General features: G+C 36.5%; 12 protein-coding genes. 1 reads left to right on the forward strand and 11 read right to left on the reverse strand.

Annotated elements, in window-relative coordinates; genetic code table 11:
* The first annotated feature begins 330 nt into the window (after positions 1 to 330).
* Positions 331 to 1,383, forward strand: coding sequence for a DUF5694 domain-containing protein (locus QWY86_RS12875; protein ID WP_290242732.1), 1,053 nt, complete (start codon positions 331 to 333; stop codon positions 1,381 to 1,383).
* 218 nt (positions 1,384 to 1,601) lie between these two features.
* On the opposite strand, the gene QWY86_RS12880 is transcribed toward QWY86_RS12875, so the two are convergent.
* From QWY86_RS12880 to QWY86_RS12930, 11 genes are all read right to left on the reverse strand, one after another.
* The gene (locus tag QWY86_RS12880) at positions 1,602 to 3,593 is read right to left on the reverse strand and encodes an alpha-L-arabinofuranosidase family protein (RefSeq protein ID WP_290242733.1); all 1,992 of its coding nucleotides are present in this window, start codon (positions 3,591 to 3,593) and stop codon (positions 1,602 to 1,604) included.
* 113 nt (positions 3,594 to 3,706) lie between these two features.
* Positions 3,707 to 5,683, reverse strand: a complete 1,977-nt coding sequence (locus QWY86_RS12885) for a glycoside hydrolase family 127 protein (RefSeq protein ID WP_290242734.1) — start codon at positions 5,681 to 5,683, stop codon at positions 3,707 to 3,709.
* A 64-nt stretch (positions 5,684 to 5,747) separates the two neighbouring features.
* Positions 5,748 to 6,062 carry an L-rhamnose mutarotase gene (gene rhaM / locus QWY86_RS12890; protein WP_290242735.1) on the reverse strand — a complete coding sequence of 105 codons (315 nt, stop codon included), beginning with the start codon at positions 6,060 to 6,062 and terminating at the stop codon, positions 5,748 to 5,750.
* A gap of 3 nt (positions 6,063 to 6,065) precedes the next feature.
* Positions 6,066 to 7,901: a glycoside hydrolase family 35 protein gene (locus QWY86_RS12895; protein ID WP_290242736.1), complete on the reverse strand. Its 1,836-nt coding sequence runs from the start codon at positions 7,899 to 7,901 to the stop codon at positions 6,066 to 6,068.
* Between the two features lie 83 nt (positions 7,902 to 7,984).
* Entirely contained in the window at positions 7,985 to 9,091 is a 1,107-nt protein-coding gene (locus tag QWY86_RS12900) for a glycoside hydrolase family 43 protein (protein WP_290242737.1), read from the reverse strand.
* A gap of 99 nt (positions 9,092 to 9,190) precedes the next feature.
* A complete protein-coding gene (locus QWY86_RS12905) occupies positions 9,191 to 10,816 on the reverse strand; it encodes a RagB/SusD family nutrient uptake outer membrane protein (RefSeq protein WP_290242738.1) in 1,626 nt (541 codons plus the stop codon).
* Positions 10,817 to 10,826: 10 nt separating this feature from the next.
* Entirely contained in the window at positions 10,827 to 13,820 is a 2,994-nt protein-coding gene (locus tag QWY86_RS12910) for a SusC/RagA family TonB-linked outer membrane protein (protein WP_290242739.1), read from the reverse strand.
* A gap of 313 nt (positions 13,821 to 14,133) precedes the next feature.
* Positions 14,134 to 15,384, reverse strand: coding sequence for a DUF2264 domain-containing protein (locus QWY86_RS12915; RefSeq protein WP_290242740.1), 1,251 nt, complete (start codon positions 15,382 to 15,384; stop codon positions 14,134 to 14,136).
* Positions 15,385 to 15,388: 4 nt separating this feature from the next.
* Positions 15,389 to 16,510 (reverse strand): glycoside hydrolase family 88/105 protein, encoded by a 1,122-nt coding sequence (locus QWY86_RS12920; protein WP_290242741.1) that lies wholly within the window; start codon positions 16,508 to 16,510, stop codon positions 15,389 to 15,391.
* The gene (locus tag QWY86_RS12925; RefSeq protein WP_290242742.1) at positions 16,510 to 18,678 is read right to left on the reverse strand and encodes a glycoside hydrolase family 43 protein; all 2,169 of its coding nucleotides are present in this window, start codon (positions 18,676 to 18,678) and stop codon (positions 16,510 to 16,512) included. The genes QWY86_RS12920 and QWY86_RS12925 overlap by 1 nt, the downstream gene beginning before the upstream one ends.
* 10 nt (positions 18,679 to 18,688) lie before the next feature.
* Positions 18,689 to 20,032, reverse strand: coding sequence for a BNR repeat-containing protein (locus QWY86_RS12930; protein ID WP_290242744.1), 1,344 nt, complete (start codon positions 20,030 to 20,032; stop codon positions 18,689 to 18,691).
* Position 20,033: the final 1 nt, after the last annotated feature.

Genomic DNA, 20,033 nt, shown 5'->3' on the forward strand with positions numbered 1-20,033 from the left:
TCAACAATAGATAAAACAAAGATTAGCAGCGACTTACGTTAACTTTATTTCCGATCGAGCAGAGTTAACGATTCTGGATTATCCGGATAACAATGAAAGTAATGTAAAAGCTTAACGTAAAACATAATTGGAAAAAAGAAATAATGAACCTGGAAAAGATATTAATATGTCGATATCCTAATTATTTATCTAACACCAGAGTGTAACACATATCAGCCTCATATCATGCATTTTGAATAAAATAATCCTTTGCCAGCCATATATAAATTTCTATTTTGTGTTCACCTAATGATTTGACAAGAAATCTACTATTAAACCTAAAATGCTGGTATGAAATATTTTTTCGCTTTGTTCCTTTTGTTTTCTTGCTCGGCTTCGGCCCAAAAGCTGGAAGTTTTCCTGATTGGGGTGTCTCATAATTATAGCAAATATCCTAAGCAGGACGTTTCTGATATTTACCGGAAAATAGAAAGGTTTAAACCGGACGGTTTTTTTGGTGAGTTTTTGAGTAAAACGGATGAACAGAATCTGATGGATTACTGGTGTAAAAAGGATAATCTGGCAAGATTGCAGATGCTTCGGAAAAACAGGTATATTGCAGAGAAGCTGCTAATGAAAAAGATTGACAGTTTAAAGGAACTTACGCTGCAGCAGCCTGAAAACTTTCAGCTGAAAACGGATCTGGCTCATGCATTTTACTTAAATCAAGATGTTAGTAATGCCCATTATCAATACTGGCAGGTTTTTGATGCGTTAAAAGCAAAGCCAGATGCGAAGCTCCAGGAGTATGTGGATGCTGTACTAAGTCCGCGGCTGGATACCACAGGCCGGAGCATGCGGAGGTTGCAGAGTTCCGAATATGCGTTGATTGCTTTTCCAATGATGAAAAAGATGGGTATAAATGAACTTCTGGCCATGGACAGTCAGGACTATGATTTAAACTGGAATGCTTCATGGGCAGCATTTGATACTAAATTTTTAGTTTTCAGGAAAGACACATCAGCGGTATTTCGCATGGCGCTCAAAGAAAAACTTGAAAAAATTAACAAGGGTTTTGCAGAATACGACCGAATTGAAAAGACCTCAAATAAAGTAACCGAGTGGCTCAATACGCCTGAGGCTTCCGCTATCTCGGCATCTGGAGATTTTTACCTCCCTGAGATGTATAACATGAAAGGTTTTCCAAAGGAAGAGATGCTTAGTAAAATTCACTGGTGGATAATGCGCAATGAAGGCATGTGCAAAAATGTGGTGACGCATTCAAAAGCGAAAGGCCTAAAAAAAGTTGTTGTAATTGCGGGCGCCAACCACCGAAAGTACATGCAAGATATTTTTGAAAAGATACCAGGCGTGATTGTCAAAAACTTAAATGAATTTAAATGAACCGGCAATTGAGTGGATATAATTAGAAATTTATGTTGGATATGCATTTGTACAAAGGGTAAGAAAATAATTGTATATGAAATTTCACCAATAAATTACTGCCTATCCGAATTATCGCCCTCGATGATTCCAATTAGTATTTAAAAGCATACTCTTACTAACTGTTGCTTGTTTTGAATTTGATTATGACTTTGCTAAAAAGAAGCTATCCAAGATTTTTAATTATATCCAATTTTAATCACATTGAAAGAATAAGGTTTTAAAACAACTTTAAGGCTTTTTCCATTTAGGGTTATAACTGATTTTTTCGGACTAACAGCTAATGGATTTTCGAAAGAATTTTGCTGATTCAAATTCGAATTGCTTAATTCTTCAATACTTCCTTTTTGATTAAGATTGATTTTACCTTCTAAATTAAAATCGATAGTCTGGCTATTTTCTGCATTATTAGCAATTTTTATTATCAACTCTTTTTTGGTTTTATCCAATACTGAAGAAGCAAATAATCCATTTTGACCAATAATGTTTTTATTATCTAAAGTTGCAGAAACTACATCAGTGCCTTTATTTGTTGAGAATAGTTTTTGCACATAATAATCTGGCGTTCCATAGGATTTTAGATTATCAACCCAAATCATATCGGGTGCCCATTGCCATGCATCTATATGAGCGAATAATGGTGCGTACGATGCCATTTGAACAACATCAGCGTTTCGTTCTAGGCCAGTCATTAATGAGGCAGAAGCTAGCGCACTTTGCCAGTTATTTTTATCCTTTCCTGTTAAACTTTTATCCGCGTGAACCGCATATTCGCCTACAAAAATTTTCGTGTCATTTCTTGGATACTCATCATAACGACCTGCATTTTTCAAGAACCACTCTGCAGGGCGATAATAATGTTCATCAATAAAATCGGCCTTTTCGTTTCTGAGGTAATTATTTAGCAAGTTAAAGCGGTCGCCTTCTGGGTCGGTGCCCGAACTGTATATTAATTTTATGTTTGGATATTTTGCTTTGATGGCATTTTTAAATATAGCAACCCGTTCCAGGTATTGCGGTCCCCAATTTTCGTTACCAACACCCAACATTTTCAAATTAAATGGTTTTGGATGCCCCAAATCAGCTCTTTTTTTACCCCATTTTGTCGATACATCGCCATTGGCAAACTCGATTAAATCTAAAGCATCTTGAACATAAGGGCCTAATTCATTAAGCGCTACCACTTCGCCAGAATTAAACTGACATGCCATACCACAATTTAAAATCGGCAACGCATCTGAGCCGATATCTTCTGCCAATTGGAAATACTCGAAAAAGCCCAATCCAAAACTTTGGAAATAATCTGGCGCAGACCGATGGGCAAACTCTGTATTCCAGCGATTTATAATCATTTTCCTATCTTCAATAGGTCCGATTGTATTTTTCCATTGGTATCTATTGGCCAAATCAGTTCCCTCTACAATACAACCGCCAGGAAAACGGGTAAATCCTGGTTTCATATCGGCTAATAATTGAACCATATCAGCCCTTAATCCCTGCGATCGATTTTTCCATGTATCAGCTGGAAATAATGAAATCATATCTAAATCGATTTTTCCTTTACCTTTAAATACTATAGAAAATTTTGCCTTTGGATTGGTTTCTGTCGCCACAAAACTAACCAATTGCTTGTACCACTTTTCCCCATATTCTTTCGGATTAAAAGTACCTTGACCAATTACTTTTTTTTCACCATCAATTAACTGCAAAACCATGGTTACACCAGGCTCTGGCTGATGATAAAGCACTGAAAAATCGTAGCGCAATCCTTTTTTAACACCAATTCCTTTAAATCCTTCATTAACCAATTCAAAATCTCCAGTTAGCTTTTTGATTTGTAGATACCTTGGGTTAGCCGAGTTTTCTTCTTTACGATTAACAACCAGCACCTCACCTTCCTGAGGTTTCTCTCTTAAAATAGACCAGCCCATTAAAGGTTTGGTAAATTCAAATGACCTGTTTTTTATAAGTTCTGCATAAATACCACCATCAGCACCAAAATTAATATCCTCAAAAAAAACGCCCCACATATTAGGCTGCACTTTAGCGATAGATTTATCTAATTTAATTTTGATAAAATGACTATTTTGAGCCCTAGTTAATAATGGCGCAAACAATAACAAAATAATACAATTGTATAATATACTTTTTGCATACTTTTTGGTTACCATAGAGATAATATTAGGTTTTTATTAGCGTAATTTAATATTTAAAAAAAGAATAGACGTTACAAACACAATTATTATTTTTCTAAAATAAAGCCATAAACCTGACCATGTGAAAATTATTTTGTATGGGTATAAACTGGGAACCATATACTCATTTCGCCTAAAGTTCTGTTTGCCCAGGCATAGTATGGGATGAGCTTAAATGGGACTGAAATTTCATTTCCACTTGGCGATTTTGTAATTGCATTACCTTTTATTTCGGCAACTCCGCTTAATAAATTAGAATTGAATGAATATTTGAAATCTGAATTTGACGGTATTTTCGCTTCGCTTATCTTGGCTGTGTTATCGGTAGATTCCGCACAAAAGGTTATTGGGCCACGTTGCACACTTACTTTTCCAATATCATCCGTTAATTTCTGGTTAGCCAACACTTTTTTTATTTCCATTGGCAAAACAAGTTCAACTTTATCGCCACGCTTCCATACCCTTTGAATTGTGATATAACCATCATTAAGAGTATATTTTAAAGCTTTCCCATTCAATTTTACAGTAAATTTCTCATTACTTTTACTCTGAAATTTATACAAATCGGATGGTATGGCTTGATTTACTGCCCAGCCTGGCAAACGCAGTTTTAAGGCAAAATCAGAATCCTCTTCAGGCTCAATATCAAAGTTTAAGTGGCCCTCCCAAGGATAATTATTTTTCTGAGTAATTTTAACTGATTTATTTCCCAAGAGCAAATCGGTTGAACTGGCCACGTATAAATTTACGTAAACCTGATTTTGAGTTTGTGCATAAATATAACCAGATAACGACGGCAAGAAACGGGACATATTAGTAGGGCAACAAGAACATTCGAACCAACCAGAACGACCTGGCTCTACGTCCTTATGTTTCGGACCATCAAAAATCTGCATCGCATTTGTGTAGAAAAAAGTTTTCCCGTCCAAACCCACACCAGATAATAAGGCGTTATACATCACCTTTTCCATCACATCAATATATTTAGAACTGCCATGCAAAAGAAACATACGTTGATTCCAATAGACATTTCCTATTGCGGCACAAGTTTCGTTGTAAGCAGTAGCATTAGGCAATTCATAATTGTTTCCAAAGCGTTCACCATCGGGTACAGCGCCAATGCCTCCATTAACATACATCTTCTTCCCGCACATGTTTTCCCAAATTTTATCTATGGCATTCAGATATTTTTCATCGCCAGTTAATGCGGCAACATCTGCAACCCCAGCATATAAGTACATTGCCCGCACTGCATGTCCAACTGCTTCATTCTGATTAACAACAGGTAAATTATCTTGCCAGTAAGCGCCATTCTTCCAGGGATTTAAATCCAGCGTATCATACTTTTTAATTCCCCTTTGGTTAATGAAGAATTTAGCAAGATTTAAGTAATTTTCATTAGCCGTTACCCTATATAAACGTACCAAAGCCATTTCAATGATTTCATGTCCAGGTGCTACACTTCGTTTATTTGTTCCGAAAGTTGCTACCAGCAAGTTGGCATTTTTTATCGCAATGTTTAAAAGATTTTTTTTTCCTGTAGCCTGATAATGAGCAACTGCAGATTCGATTAAATGTCCTGAATTGTATAATTCATGGCTCATATTGCCTTCGTTTACCCATCGCTCCTTTCCCGACCATGATGGTGGGTTTGGGGGATTTATGGTTCTGGCCGTGTATAAATAACCATCGGGTTCTTGCGCATTTGCGATTACGACTATCAAAGAATCGATGTAATTTTCAAGTTTTTTATCTGGATATACAGCCAAAGAATATGATGCACCTTCTATAGTTTTATAAATATCAGTATCATCAAAAACAAATGTTGTACAAAATTTGCCCGTTTTTGTGGCTGCCATTTCAAAGTTCTTAATACGTCCTGTATTTTCGCAGCGAGCAAAAGAAGTTGGAATGGTTTCCACTTTATTCGTTTCAATTCTAGGTAGCCAAAATTTATCAGATAATTTTACCTTATTAAACTCTATAGGTCTAATTTTATAATCTTGCAGGTTTTGTGCATCTGAAAACTTAGCAAGCAAAACAAATAGAAGGAAAAAATATTTCATCTCAAGGGCATTAAAGGTTAATTATCAAAAAACTTACTGATGATTACTTAATTATCAATTAGTATTATTGAAGGTAAAAAACTTCTTCCAAAGGAGAAGAAACTGGTTCGTTATTAGATTTTGTTTCCATTATATCGCTCATGTATGCCCACCATTTTTGCATAATTTGTTGCTCAGGAAGCTCTTTTAATAATTCAGGATTTTGAATCTTTAAAACTGCAAAAAGTTCGGAATTACTTCTATCCAAAAAAATAGAATAGTCGGAAATTCCAGTTTCTGTTAACAGGATTGATAATTCTGGCCAAATGGCATCATGTCTTTTTTGGTACTCCTCTTCATACCCTTTTAACAATTTCAATTTTAATGCAATTCTTTCCATACACTAATTCTTTAATGAATTTAAAATTGGAGTAGCAATTGCATTGATAGTTATTACCTTATCATCTAACAGTTCTAAAACTTTGATATCGTTTTCGCCAACTTTTAACCATTCTTTGGGTACATAAATGGTTTGCTGTGGCCCAATAGACCAGTATTTACCTAAGTTGTGTCCGTTAACCCAAACCACTCCTTTACCCCAATTCTGCATGTCAAGGTAAGTATCGCCAGTTTTGTTTAAGCTAAAAGCACCTGTTCGGATTAATGGACCTGACAAAGATTTATTGCTTGTCTGCTCCGTTAAGAATCTATTAATATCGCTAAATGGCAAACTAAACATTTTCCAGTTTTTTAATTCATTACCAGCAAATAAAACACTTTCGGTAATACCTTTTTTATTTTCTAACAGATATTTACCAAAATTAACCCTACCCATATTCTCAACAAAAATATCTAGTTGTAAAGTTCCTTGAGGTAAATTTAGCAATAAACTATCTTGATTTAGGCGTCTATCTAAAATGCCTTGTTGTTTTCCGTTGATGAAAATAATTGCATAATCTCTTAGCTTGTTAATTTTAAGTAATCCCTTTTTACCACCTTCTATTTTGGTGCGGTACAACAGGTAGCCATAGTCCTGTTTTAAATCTTCAAAAGTTAATGGTTTTTCGTTTTCGATACCATTTGGTAGATGATTTAAAATGTAATACTTTTTAGCAAGTTCGAAAGGTTTAATTGTAATAGCAGGCTTAGCCGCTGGAATAGCTGGTAATTTAACGTTTTTAGGTAAATGCTTTTGAATTACCGCCCTGAATTGCTTGAACTTTTCGGTTGCATTTCCAGCTTCATTCAAGGGTGCATCATAATCATAACTACTTATCTGGGGCTCGTAAGGAGAAATATCCTTGTAATTTGCTCCATTCATAAAGCCTCGTGTACTGCCCCCATGGAACATATACATATTGATGGAAATACCAGCTGTTAAAACTGAATCTAATTTGCCTGTATATTTTTCTGCTGGCACAGTGTGATGAGGTGTTCCCCACCAATCGAACCAGGCAGGATACCATTCTGCAATAAAATACGGCCCAGTACCATTGTGAAATTTGTTGATGGCAGCTTTAACCCTTTCAGGATTATCTTGCCCATTAATTGCAGGCAATAAGCCATTCAAATGACCACCAACTATATCACTTTCAGGGTCGCAAGTGTACAGCAAACCATCAAAACCCGCTTCGATAAACATTTTTCTGTTGATGTCTAAATATTCTTTATCAGCTGCGTAAGAGCCATATTCATTTTCTACCTGAACCATCAAAATGTTTCCGCCATGGTTAATTTGTGATGATGCAAGCTGCTTACCCACCGCATTAATATATTTTCTATATTCGTTTAAATATTCATTTTGTTTGCTTCTAACAACAAGACCTTTTTCATTTTGTAACCAATATGGATAGCCACCAAATTCCCACTCCGCACAAACGTAAGGGCTAGGCCGTAAGATAACCCATAAGCCTTCTTCTTTGGCTATTTTTACAAAACTTGCGATATCATTATTACCAGAAAAATCGAATTTCCCTTTCTGAGGTTCGTGCAGGTTCCAAAACACGTAAGTACCAATGGTGTTTAAACCCATTGCCTTAGCCATTTTCATACGGTCTCGCCAAGCTTCTTTCGGAACCCGTGGATAATGGATTTCTCCAGAGATAATTTGAAAGGGTTTATCATCCAATAGAAAATCGGTTTTGCTGAGCTTAAAGGTGTGTTTTACTTGTTGGGCAAAAATTGATGAGGCGAAGCACAAACCAATTAGCACTAAAATGTATGTTGTAAATTTGTTCATTAGATAGATTTTTTTGGCAAAAAGTATCCACTATCGCGAGATTAATCGCAATTATGAAACTAAATCGCCTGTAAGTTATTTTTTTAGTTGAAGGTGCTTAAATCCCACTTATCCAGCCAGCTAATTTCAATTTTTTCGTTATCAAACTTAATCGGCAACCATAGATATCTACCATCAATTGCATTTTTAGGCGACCATTTATCTGCCATAAAAATAAACTGACCTTTTTTACCTGGTGCTGGTAGTACATGAGTGCTCTGCCCACCATAAGTAATGTTAGCGTTTTCTCCGATACAAGGATTACCCATAAACACCCACGGCCCCCAAATTGATTTTGATTTGAACCATCTGGCTGGATTTGGGTCCCAACCAGTGCAACCAGAACCAATCATGTAGTATGTGCCATCCCTTTTAAAAAGTGCAGGTGCTTCGGTTTGCTGCCCCACATAAATCCTTATAAATTTGCCAGTATGATTTAAATAATCTGGGGTTAGTTCTGCCAGGTGCAGGGTAAAGTTTTCTTCTGAAGAAAAAATGTGATAAGCTTTACCATCATCATCAACAAAAACGGTCATATCTCTTGCCATTTGGCCGCCTGGTAAATCTCTGCAGAAAAAACCATCGCTTTTATTGGCTGGTTTTGCACAATTAACTTTCTCGTCAGCCGGAGTACCCGGAAGATAAAACGGCATAATACCTGGATTTGGGCGGTAGCTTTTTATAAATGTATATGGTCCAGTTGCTTTATCAGCAGTTGCAACACCAGTACGTGCAGCTTCATAACCTTTACCAAGAAGCTCCAGATGAAACCACATTACAAACTTTTTTGTTTTTTTATTGTAAACTACTTTTGGCCTTTCCAAAATACACCCTTTAGCAATGTCGCTTTTTAAATCATCAGAAACTGAAAGTGCAATACCTTCATCCTTCCAATTGTATAAATCTTTTGATGAATAACAATGTACACCTACCTGAGCTGTATTTCCTTTTTCGCCTTCAATCTTATGTTCTCCAAACCAATAATATGTTCCTTTATTTTCTACAATTCCGCCACCATGTGCATTGATGTGAACGCCATTGTTATCTTTCCATATTTTGCCAGGATAGAAAGCATTTAATTTCTCTTGTGCTAGAATAAAACTGGAAATTGAAACAAAAATTAAGAGTAGAGCAATTTTGATTTTAAGCATAAAACTAGTTTTGGTGTGTAAATTGAAATGGCAAGATAATCAATACTTTAATTATCGGGAAGGCTAAAAAAAACCTCCCCGATTAACTAACCACATTCACTAATATCCTGGGTTTTGAGTCAGTACTGCATCTTTATTCAACTGGATTTCGCCCAATGGAATTGGTAACAGTAAATTTCTGGCAGTTAAACCAGTAATTGGTTTCGATTTATCGCCAGAATTTAAACGTAAGGCACGTTCTACTAATGTTCCGGTTCTCATTAAAGTCATTCTTCTGTTTTCTTCCCCAATAAGTTCTCTTGCTCGCTCGTCTAAAATAAAATCTTTAGTCATTTGAGCTGCAGTAACCTGATCTGCATTAGCTCTGGTTCTAAGTACATTAATCGTTGTAGCAGCTTCGCTGGTTTTACCTTGGGCAACCTGAGCCTCTGCAAGCAATAAGTAAGTTTCACCCAAACGCATCAGAATAAAATCCTTAATCATCGCAAAACCGAAAGTATCATTAGGGTCGAAAGCACCCCATTTTGTAGTACTTGGACAGATATTTATAAGTGTATCAGGGCCAGTAAACGGAACTTGTTTTCCAAATCTAGCGGCATAAGTCGGACTAGGATCGTTATAATAATATTTTCTGCGGATGTTGTATTGAGAATTACGGATATCGTTTCCTTTGTATAAACCATATAATACCCAGTTGCTTAAGCGTAATCTTCCGATAGATCTTCCACCGAGTGAATCAGCTAATGCCATACCTGCGATATTATAATATGCTGCTCCCCAAACCCTTCTTTGTTGTGGTGAATTGGTTATACCGCCAACAACTGCATTAGGATTTTCTTGCTCTAATACCCAAATAGATTCGGTATTACCTTGCGAACGACGCTGGTTACCATACTGGAACATATCAGAATAATAATCGCCTGGTAAACTGGTTTTAACACCAAAACGGTTTCTAATTAAACTGAATTTCCCACTCGTAATAATCGCTTGGGCTTGTTGTTCGGCCAAATCTGGTTTACCCATCCTTAAATATACCTCTGCAAGTAGTTGCATGGCCATAAATTTATTCGCACGACCATACATTTTCCCTTTTGTATTTGTTTTAACAGATTCTATATCCGGAAGATTTGCAGCTGCATAAACTAAATCGCTTACAATAAAGTTATTTACATCTGCTATCGGAGCCCGTACAAAATCAATCTTTGGACCAGTTAATGCTTTTGTAATTAAAGGCACTCCGCCATATAGCGTTGCCAAATTATTATAAGCATAAGCTCTAAAAAATTTCGCTTCGGCACTTACCAAAGCCTTACCTCTTGCACTCAAACTGGTTGTAGCGGGATTTTCAACACCATCTACAATCGTATTTGTTAGATTTACCAAAATATAATTCCTGTTCCAGGTACGGGCAGAACCACCATCGGTAGCTGCAAGTGTTTCGTAATTATAGTAAGGTATTTCTACACCTTGTTGGTTATTTGTAGCGTTTGCCACATCGGTACCAACTTGCCAAACACTTGGCCAGCCTTGCTGGTCAGACCAAGAGAATATTGTACTGGTATGGTTATAAAGCCCAACTAATGAAGCTTCAAATCCAAGTGAATCGGTAACTGTTAGTGGTGTGTAGGCGGAGAATGGTTTTTCATCCAGAAATGCTTTTTTGCAAGATGAAAATGCTAAAAACATAACCGCTGTACATGCTATGATTGTGATATTCTTTTTCATGATAAATAAATTAGCGTAGTGAAACGTTTAAACCGAATACAAATGTTCTGGTTAATGGATAGTTATTTACCCAATCTCCGGAACCACGAGATGAATAGTTATTTTCAGGATCCCAACCCACCCAATTTGTAAAAGTATGGAGGTTACGACCGCTGGCATATACTGTTAAACCTCCAAGATGAAGTTTATCTAACATTGACTGACCAAACACATAACTTAAAGTAACATCCTTTATACGGGTATAGCTTGCATCAGAAGCAAAACCATAACCCAATGTATTGTTGTATGATAATGCTGGTCTGGTCTGGCTCATATTTTCTGGAGTCCAGTATCCGATTTCTGCAGGTGTGTTTCTTCTTCCGGTTTCATCGCCGTAAGTTAAATCAGGATTATTTTTGGTCATGCCCTGTGCAGTTTGGATGAAAACACTCAGGTTAATATTTTTATAATGAAAGGTGTTCGTTAAACCTCCCGTCCATTTTGGTGCAAGCTGACCTAAAATTTTTCTATCATCGCCAGTAATTCTTCCATCACCATTTAGATCACTAAATTTTATACTTCCTGGTCTTGCAGTTGGGTCTTGCTTTGATACATCTTCACCAGTTTGCCAAATGCCTGTCATCTCATAATCGTAAATAACGCTTATTGGTTTTCCGATAAACCATCTGTTGCCAATATCATCCTTACCATCGCCGTATAAATCGGTAATTTTGTTTTTATTGGTTGCAAATACAATCATGGTTTCCCATCTAAAATCTTTGCCTGCAACATTCTGAGTGTTTAAAGTTACTTCTAAACCCTTATTTGTAGTTTTACCTATATTTTCAAGCACGTTGGAATAACCAGTAATAATTGGCAAACTTCTACTTAAAAGCAGGCCACTGGTTTTATTCTCGTAAGCTTCGATACTACCATTAATTCTGTTGTTTAAAATTCCAAAATCTAACCCAATATTGGCTGTTTTAGTGGTTTCCCACTGTAAAGATGAGTTACCTAAGTTTGCTGGGAATACACCAATGGTACTTATTCCGTTAAATGGAGAACGACCAGTATTATCCGTTGTAATGGTACGATAAACGCTAACCGCCTCATTACCTGTTTTACCGTAAGATAATCTTAATTTTAAATTGTTAAACACCTTGGCATTTTTCATAAAATTTTCGTTGATGATGTTCCAACCAAATGCTGCTGAAGGAAACACGCCATATTTAGTTGTATTTGCACCAAATACTGATGAACCATCTCTTCTAGCTGTTAATGTAAATAAGTAACGGCTATCATAAGAGTAAAATAAACGTCCCATTTGAGAATTAATACCATATCTATCTCTGTAAGAACCACTTGTTTGTGTAGACCCAGCGCCAATATTATCTAAACCTAACTCATCATTTATAAATCCGGTTGCTCCGGCCGTAGTTTCGAAATACTTACGTTCTTGTGAGCTATATAAAGCAGTTATATCAAAATGATGCTTTTTAATATCCTTCGAATAGGTTAAAATATTTTCGATTGTGTAGCTGTTTGTAGAAGAATTAAAACTTCTCGCTGTGCCATTATTATCATTAGCTAAACGGCCTATATAACTTCCTTCTCTTTTTGGAAAATAAGTGTATCCGGCGTTTAATCTGTATTTTAAACCAGTTAATGCACCAGGGAATTTAATTTCGGCATAACCATTTCCATTTAAATTAGTTGTTCTGCTAATTTGGGTTGTGGTTAAACCAAGTAAAGGGTTAGTATATAATTGCTCTGGCTCCATTGGAAAAATTTTATAGGTTCCATTTGGATTATACAACTGCCCATAAGGACTCATTGCCGTAGCGAATAACAAGTTTGCTCTTCCTCCATCATAATTATTACTTGTTAAAAATAATGATGTACCAACTGTTAAGAAACTGGTTACATTAACATCAAGATTTGAACGCAGACCAAGGCGTTTAAAATTATATCCTTTAACAACACCTTTTTGGTCAAGATAATCGCCAGATATAAAATACTTCACATCTTGAGAACCACCTGATATGCCAACATTATGGTCTTGTATTATTCCCTGCTGAGTTGCTTCTTTTACCCAATCTGTTGTTGTACCGGCATTATAGGCCGGAAGTTCACCAATATTTGGAACCGGACGTTGCTGAACCTGCCCTGTTTGCTTCAAGAAATCAGCGTATTTTTGAGCATATTCCGCACCACTTCTGGGCTCAAGAATGTTAGATAAATTCTCTATACCTGCATAACCTCCATATCTAATTATTGGCTTGCCCGATGTACCTCTCTTGGTTGTGATTAGAATTACACCATTAGAACCATTTGTACCATAAATTGCGGTTGCACTTGCGTCTTTTAATATCTCAACTGAAGCAATATCATTTGGGTTGATATCATTTAAAGAGCCACCAGTTTTACTTAAAGGAACTCCATCTACTACCACAAACGGACCAGTACCTGCAGTAATGGAGTTCTGCCCTCTAATTAAGGCATTCGGCTGACTACCAGGAACCGTAGATGTTGTCGTAATATTAACCCCTGCAACTGCACCTTCAATTGATTGAAGAACATTCGTAACCGGAAGTTGAGATAATCTTGATTTAGGCACAGAAACTACTGAACCGGTAACATCAGATCTTTTCTGTGTTCCGTAACCAACAACTACTACATCGTTCAATGTTTTATCGTCAGCTTCTTCAAGTTTTATATTTAATTGATTATCGTTAGCAACTACCACAGTTTTAGTGGTATAACCAACATAACTGTAAGATAAACTTTCGCCTTTTAAAGCCGCAATCTTATAGCGGCCGTTGCCATCTGTAATGGCCAGTTTAGCCGAACTTATATTTTTAACAGTAACGCCCGGAATCGGGGAACCTTTAGCATCCTGAATGGTGCCGCTTACTTCTGTTGTAACGCCTTGAGCGTAAAGGTTACTGAAACCTGTGTTGGCAATTATAAATATTGCGAATAGTATCAGCAAACACCTTTTTAGTGATGGTAATTTTTTTAGCATAGTTTTATTTGGTTAGTTTGTTTTTAGTTGGAATCAATTTTTAAATTGATTTTTTCTCATATATTAATGAGAAGGCTTTTACTTACAAAAGCGAATTAAGTGGTGTGTCTTATTCTCATATTTTTACATTTGGTTATAACAAATTAAAGACTAAAATAGACCACATAGTGAGGGGCAATACAGTAATTAATGGGGGTTAAATTCGTAATTATCGCCAAAAAAAGCACTTTTAAGCCATTTATCGTTTTTTTAACCGTAAATACAACGTTTATTTTAAAAGCGCAAAAAATTTTAATTGCGCTTTTAAATATTGTTATCTTAAATCGGCGCTATGGTCGTTAGGAAAATCTTCTCCAGACCAAATGCGTTGAGCACTCCATTTAGCTGGCGGGTTTGACCAAAATGGGTCGCTTGCAGGTAATCCCAATGGGAGAAAAATATTTGAACAAATGTATGGGCTACCTTGATTGTTGTAAAAATCGCCAAGGTTCGGTTGAGAACCGTATAAGCCAATTGTTAACCAACCATTTTTATAAGTTGATGGATTTTCTAAAGTTTTTTTAATAACAGCCGTTAGCGCACAACGAACTTGCTCTGGACTTAATTGCTTAGGTAGTGCTTTTCTGAGTGCCATATCTGCCAGATGATGAAATGCTGCTCCACGATAAACAATCGACCTTCCTGTTGCTGGGTAAGTGCCATCTGTGTTGATTAAACGTTCCTGAATAATTGCATAGCGCTCGTTACGTTTTTTAATCTTCTCGAACATCGAATTGTAATCTTTAACCTTTGCACCAATAATTTCAGAAATTTTTGCCAGAAAAGGATGAATGACATAACTGTTGTAATAATCAAATGCGTAAGTGCTGCCATCTTTATACATACCATCACCTACATACCACTGCTCCATTTGCTGCAAGGCGTAATCTACTCGCATCGGGTCCCAGGTGTAACCAAACTTTGCTAAAAAGGCTTCGTTCATTGCAGAAAATAAAAGCCAGTTTGAAAACACAGGTTTAAACTTTTTAGTTGTTACGATGGATTTCATAATAAGTTGTCTATGCTTATCTCCGAGATTTTCCCACAACCAAGGAGCCCTTACAAAAGCGAGTGCTACGTAAGATGCATCAACCAATTGCTGACCGCCAATGTCATAATTCATAAAGTCTTTGGCGTTAGAATCCAGCGAGTTTTTTAAACCCTGAATTGCCCATTCACGGTATTGTTTTCTTAAAGCCACTTCCTGTTTATCACCACCTTCTAGTTGCAACCATGGCGCAATACCACTCAAAACACGCCCTAAAACCTCAACGTACTGAACTTTAATTCTATGTTCTTTATTATCAATGTGAATTGAAGTAACCTGCGGCATTACGATACGCAAGCTATCTTTTGCCAAATTATACAACACTGGCTTTACCATTTTATCCATCTGTTGTAACCAAAACTGTCTGTCGTTTAAAACATTAGCATTTTTAATTGATTTCTTCTTTTGGGCCGAAGCAGAAAGCACTAAAAAGCAAATGGTAATCAGCAATAAACCTTTTTTATATAAAATTTTCATACGTTTAGTTTTTTAAAAATCTGTAAAATTCACATCCAGCTAAAAGAAAAGCGCCTACTCCAAAATTTGATGTGGAGTTTTGGTCTACAATCTGCCCAGGAATGGCTTTTTCTCCAATAGGCTGAACATAGCCAACCTTACCATTTTCTTGCAAAGCAGTTTTGGAAAGATAACTCCAGCCCTTTAATGCTACTGGCAAATAAGTATTTTTTTTAAGGTAACCGTTATTAATGCCCCATAATAAACCATAAGTAAAAAAGGCCGTTCCACTGGTTTCTGGCCCAGGTGCATGTTCAGCATCCAACATACTTCTGGTCCAGTAACCATCTGGTTGCTGGCTTTTTAAAATGGCGGCAGCCATCGTTTTGTATTTCGATAAATAATCATTAAAATGTTTATCATTTTTAGGCAAATCCTTTAAAACTTTCGCTAAACCAGCAAACACCCATCCATCGCCACGGGCCCAAAAATCTTTTTTGCCATTAGCACTTTTGTGTTTTGGATATACATATTTAGCATCCCTGTAATAAAGCCCTGCTTCTTCATCGTACATAATGCTGTTGGCATAGGTAAAATATTCGTGCAATTTTTCAAGGTATTGTTTATTGCCTGTGGTTTTGTAAAGCTTGGTCATCACGGGCATTACCATATATAGTCCATCGGCCCACCACCAGTAATCGTTTTGAGGCGTACTCATCTCATACTCCATCACTTCCTTAGCTCTGGCTATTTTATATTCCTGCTTATCTAAGTGATATAAATCTACATAGGTTTGAAAGCAAATTTGCCAATCGCCAAAAAGGACATATTCATCAGTTTCGCCGTATTTATATTTCCACAAGCTTCTATCGGTAGATTTTGCGCCCATCCACTGGTTATGGTTTGCCCAATCTTCAGAGTATTTCTGATAGCTTTTATTATTGGTTAACGCCACCACTTCCATATTTCCTGTATGATAAGCCGCATTATCCCAAAATGAGCGAACCTGTGGTTTATTGTTGCTCTGCCAGTATTGGTTAACCTTATCAATAATCTGTAGTACATCTGCTTTTGCTGGTAGCTTCTGTGCGTTTGCCACCATTTGTAAAAACGCAATCAGCATAAATGTTAAGTATATTTTTTTCATTATTTAATTGGATTAATACCTTTAATTGTCGGAATTACTTTTTTTATACTGCCATCTGCATTAAACTCCATTTTATCTATACAAACCTCACGGTTATAACCAGCTGCACTTCCCATCTCAATTCCTTTCGGAATGGTGAACCTGTGGTAAACCATGTACCATTCATCTTTACCAGGAATTTGGATAATACTGTTATGCCCTGTACCATAAATGCCTTGCTCAGGGGTTTTTGCTAAGATCAAGTTATCCTTTGGAATAGTAATCTTACCAGTTGGCGTATCAGAAAAACCATATCTAACTCTGTAGTTTTCACTTCTTGTATCATCCTCCGACCATAAAAAATAATATTTTCCATTACGGTAAAATACTTCTGTACCTTCCCTGAAATCTTTACTCGGTGTTATGATTTTAATAGAATTCGTGTCGATAGAAACCATATCATCGTTTAGCTGCGCAACGGCCATATAGCCATTCCCCCAATACAAATAACTTTTTCTGGTTTTAGGGTCGGTAAAAACATCTGGGTCGATTTCTTGACCGCCTTTTATACCTGCTGGTTTTTTAGAAATAAGCGCCTGCCCGCTGTCTTTAAATGGCCCCGCAGGATTATCAGATACGGCAACACCAATTTTTTGAGCCGCAGTGTAATAATAAAAATATTTGAATTGATTACCGATTTTCTTTTCAGCGATGGTTGGCGCCCAGGCATTTCTTTTTCCCCAACTAACATCATTTACCAAATCTAAAATTGTTCCTTCATCTTTCCAGTTTACTAAATCTGTTGATGAAAAAGTTTTGAAATAATTACCACTCCAACCTGTAAAACCATCGCTGGTTGGATATAAATAATATTTAGATGTCTTGTTAGAATACAAAATTTCTGGGTCTGCAAAATAACCCGTTAATACAGGATTATTAGTAATTTGAGCCGTTGCCTTAAATGTTTCGGCAATCTTACCAGGCATTGTTATGCTGATATCAACTGTTCCTTTACTAAAATCTACAGGCCCAAAAGGAGAAATTACGATACCAGGAAAACCAAGTAATTGCAAATTGACAGCTTTTAAATTTGTGCCATACTTCAGCGGAAAAAAAACGGTATGATTTGCCGAATCGACTACAATGTTGTTTGTTTTTATTGATGATGAAATTGATGATTCTAAAACCGATTTAGAGCTGTACCATTTAGATAACAACCTCCCTGCTTCTGATGCATTAATAGGCAAAACCGTACCATGACGAGGATGAAAATTCATGCTTACCGCTTCATCTATCACTTTAAATTTTTTCAAATCAGTACTTTTTGTAAACTGATATTTGCCTTTCATGTAAACATCATACATCAGGATATACTCATTACTGTTATTAAGTTTAAATACCCCTGCTCCTTCTACAGCTTCTTTGGTTTGTTGCAAATAATTATCCTGTAAAACATACCCCTTGGTTAATTCTTTAGAAACGGCTTTTTTTATCCCATTACCTTTTCCTTCTGTTTTAAAGAACAGGTTGTATTTACCGTTACTGTAAATAATATCTCCATCGATACAAGAGCCATTTGTCGGACTGAAAAACAGTTGCTTCGGTTCGCTTTCTAAATCGGTAAAATCTTTATTTGCATAAGCATAGTATATGATATCTGGCTGGTTTCCGTGTTTCATCGACCAGTATATCATGTATTTTTTCGCTTTGGTATCGTAAATGGTTTGCGGCGCCCAAACTCTTTTTAAACTATCTTGTCCTTTAAATCGGGTCTGAATATTTACAACGTTCGAAGTCCAGTGAATTAAATCTCTAGATTTTAAAAGCACCATTGCCCGATTAGAATCCCATCCTTTAGCAGACTCCATATCTGTGGCAACCATGTAGAACAACCTCCCATCTTCACCTCGCAAAATGTGTGGGTCTCTTACGCCTCCTGTAGAACTTATTTTAGTTGATGAAATAACAGGATTATCATTATTAAGTGCCCTGTAGGTGTAACCATCTTTACTTATTGCAAAGTGTATCGCTTCTTCTGTTTTATTATTGCCAGTAAAATACACAAAAAGATAGGCCTCCATTTTCTCTTTGGAGGTACTTTTATTTTGCGCAAAAATTTGAAATGGTGTTAAAATTATCAATAACGATAATCGAAAAATTACTTTCATATCAGTTGTTATTTTTTGCATTGTTAATCTTTTAAAAAGGCATCCATTTAAGTACCTGCACCGCCGAAGGTTCAATATCAGCCTTACCCTCTCCATCTATCTGGGTTACTTTTTGGATAAATAGATTCAGGATGCGTTTATCTTTCCACAATTCGGTATCGTAACTGGGTTCCCAATCGCCTACGCAGGTTGTGGTTAAATCTTTTAGCTTCCAGTTATTGGTTAATATATTTTGATTGGTAGCAATTGAGACCTTATTTTCACGTTCAGCATCTCTGAATATGATGCCAACCCCGTAGTTTTTTTGTTGTTTCCAGGCTATAATTTGCGGACGGGAAATCGGGATTTTCTTTGTACCGCCACCATTTAAAGTAAAGCTTGTTTTCCTGAAATTTAAATCGTTGACATTCCATTTAAAATCATCCTTATAAACGATGTGGTATTGAGGAATCGAATCGAATTTAGCTCGCCAATAAGCAGCGATAAAAACCCTCCCTCTATCATCAGCAAACATGGAGGTTTGATTAATTAATTCGCTATTTTGAGGAATTTTCAAGGCATACTCAGCATTTGATTCGGTTATTGGAAGCGTATATTTTTCACCCGTACTTTTAATCCAGGTTATACCGCCATCTGTAGATTTAGCATAGGCTAAATCGTGGTTACTTGCTACATCCGGACTTTCTCTCCAAACCCAGGAAATGTGTAATCCTCCGGATTTATCGGTTGCTACCTGCCAATAGGCATTGCGTTTTCCTTCCCCATTGATTAAACCATCTTGTACTCGGCTCCAGGAATTATTTTTAACTGAATATCGGTTAATCATTAAGTTTCCGTTGCCAGAACCGCCATCGCGATAAAAAAACAGTAAATCGCCGTTAACGAGTTTATAAAATTCGGGGTAGCTTACCTTGTCTTCTTTTTCTCCAAGCATCGAAATCTTTTCTCCGAATATTAATGATTCGGCAGCAACTGATTGCACATAATTTAATTGATTATTATGTTGCCCCCATGCAAGGTGTAAAAATCCGCGTCCATCCATAGCAATACTGATTGATTTGTGTGCATCAGTAGCATCGCCTTGGTATTTAGTTTTCTGGCAATGCCATAATTTATCTTTGATATTCCTTTTTGCAACTACAACAAACTGATTTTTATCGTAGAAAGCCGCATACTGACTGTTTTTATAATTCACTAAAGAATTTTTACGAAAAATAACCGCGTTTACAGAATTTTTAGACCAACCCTCATTTGAAATTGTACTGGATTGATACTCCTGTGCCGAGCAAGTAAAAGCAAAAAGCAGAAAGCATGGAGTAAATTTAAAGGTGAAAAATATTGCCATCCTGGTAACTGTAAAAAAAAAATTCATCATA

This window comes from Pedobacter aquatilis, assembly GCF_030409415.1.
Classification (GTDB): Bacteria; Bacteroidota; Bacteroidia; order Sphingobacteriales; family Sphingobacteriaceae; genus Pedobacter; species Pedobacter aquatilis.

Excerpts from the sequence above, each read along its gene's own strand:
- QWY86_RS12875 (WP_290242732.1), top strand. The coding sequence starts at position 331 with ATGAAATATTTTTTCGCTTTGTTCCTTTTGTTTTCTTGCTCGGCTTCG.
- QWY86_RS12880 (WP_290242733.1), bottom strand. The coding sequence starts at position 3,593 with ATGGTAACCAAAAAGTATGCAAAAAGTATATTATACAATTGTATTATT.
- QWY86_RS12885 (WP_290242734.1), bottom strand. The coding sequence starts at position 5,683 with ATGAAATATTTTTTCCTTCTATTTGTTTTGCTTGCTAAGTTTTCAGAT.
- rhaM (WP_290242735.1), bottom strand. The coding sequence starts at position 6,062 with ATGGAAAGAATTGCATTAAAATTGAAATTGTTAAAAGGGTATGAAGAG.
- QWY86_RS12895 (WP_290242736.1), bottom strand. The coding sequence starts at position 7,901 with ATGAACAAATTTACAACATACATTTTAGTGCTAATTGGTTTGTGCTTC.
- QWY86_RS12900 (WP_290242737.1), bottom strand. The coding sequence starts at position 9,091 with ATGCTTAAAATCAAAATTGCTCTACTCTTAATTTTTGTTTCAATTTCC.
- QWY86_RS12905 (WP_290242738.1), bottom strand. The coding sequence starts at position 10,816 with ATGAAAAAGAATATCACAATCATAGCATGTACAGCGGTTATGTTTTTA.
- QWY86_RS12910 (WP_290242739.1), bottom strand. The coding sequence starts at position 13,820 with ATGCTAAAAAAATTACCATCACTAAAAAGGTGTTTGCTGATACTATTC.
- QWY86_RS12915 (WP_290242740.1), bottom strand. The coding sequence starts at position 15,384 with ATGAAAATTTTATATAAAAAAGGTTTATTGCTGATTACCATTTGCTTT.
- QWY86_RS12920 (WP_290242741.1), bottom strand. The coding sequence starts at position 16,510 with ATGAAAAAAATATACTTAACATTTATGCTGATTGCGTTTTTACAAATG.
- QWY86_RS12925 (WP_290242742.1), bottom strand. The coding sequence starts at position 18,678 with ATGCAAAAAATAACAACTGATATGAAAGTAATTTTTCGATTATCGTTA.
- QWY86_RS12930 (WP_290242744.1), bottom strand. The coding sequence starts at position 20,032 with ATGATGAATTTTTTTTTTACAGTTACCAGGATGGCAATATTTTTCACC.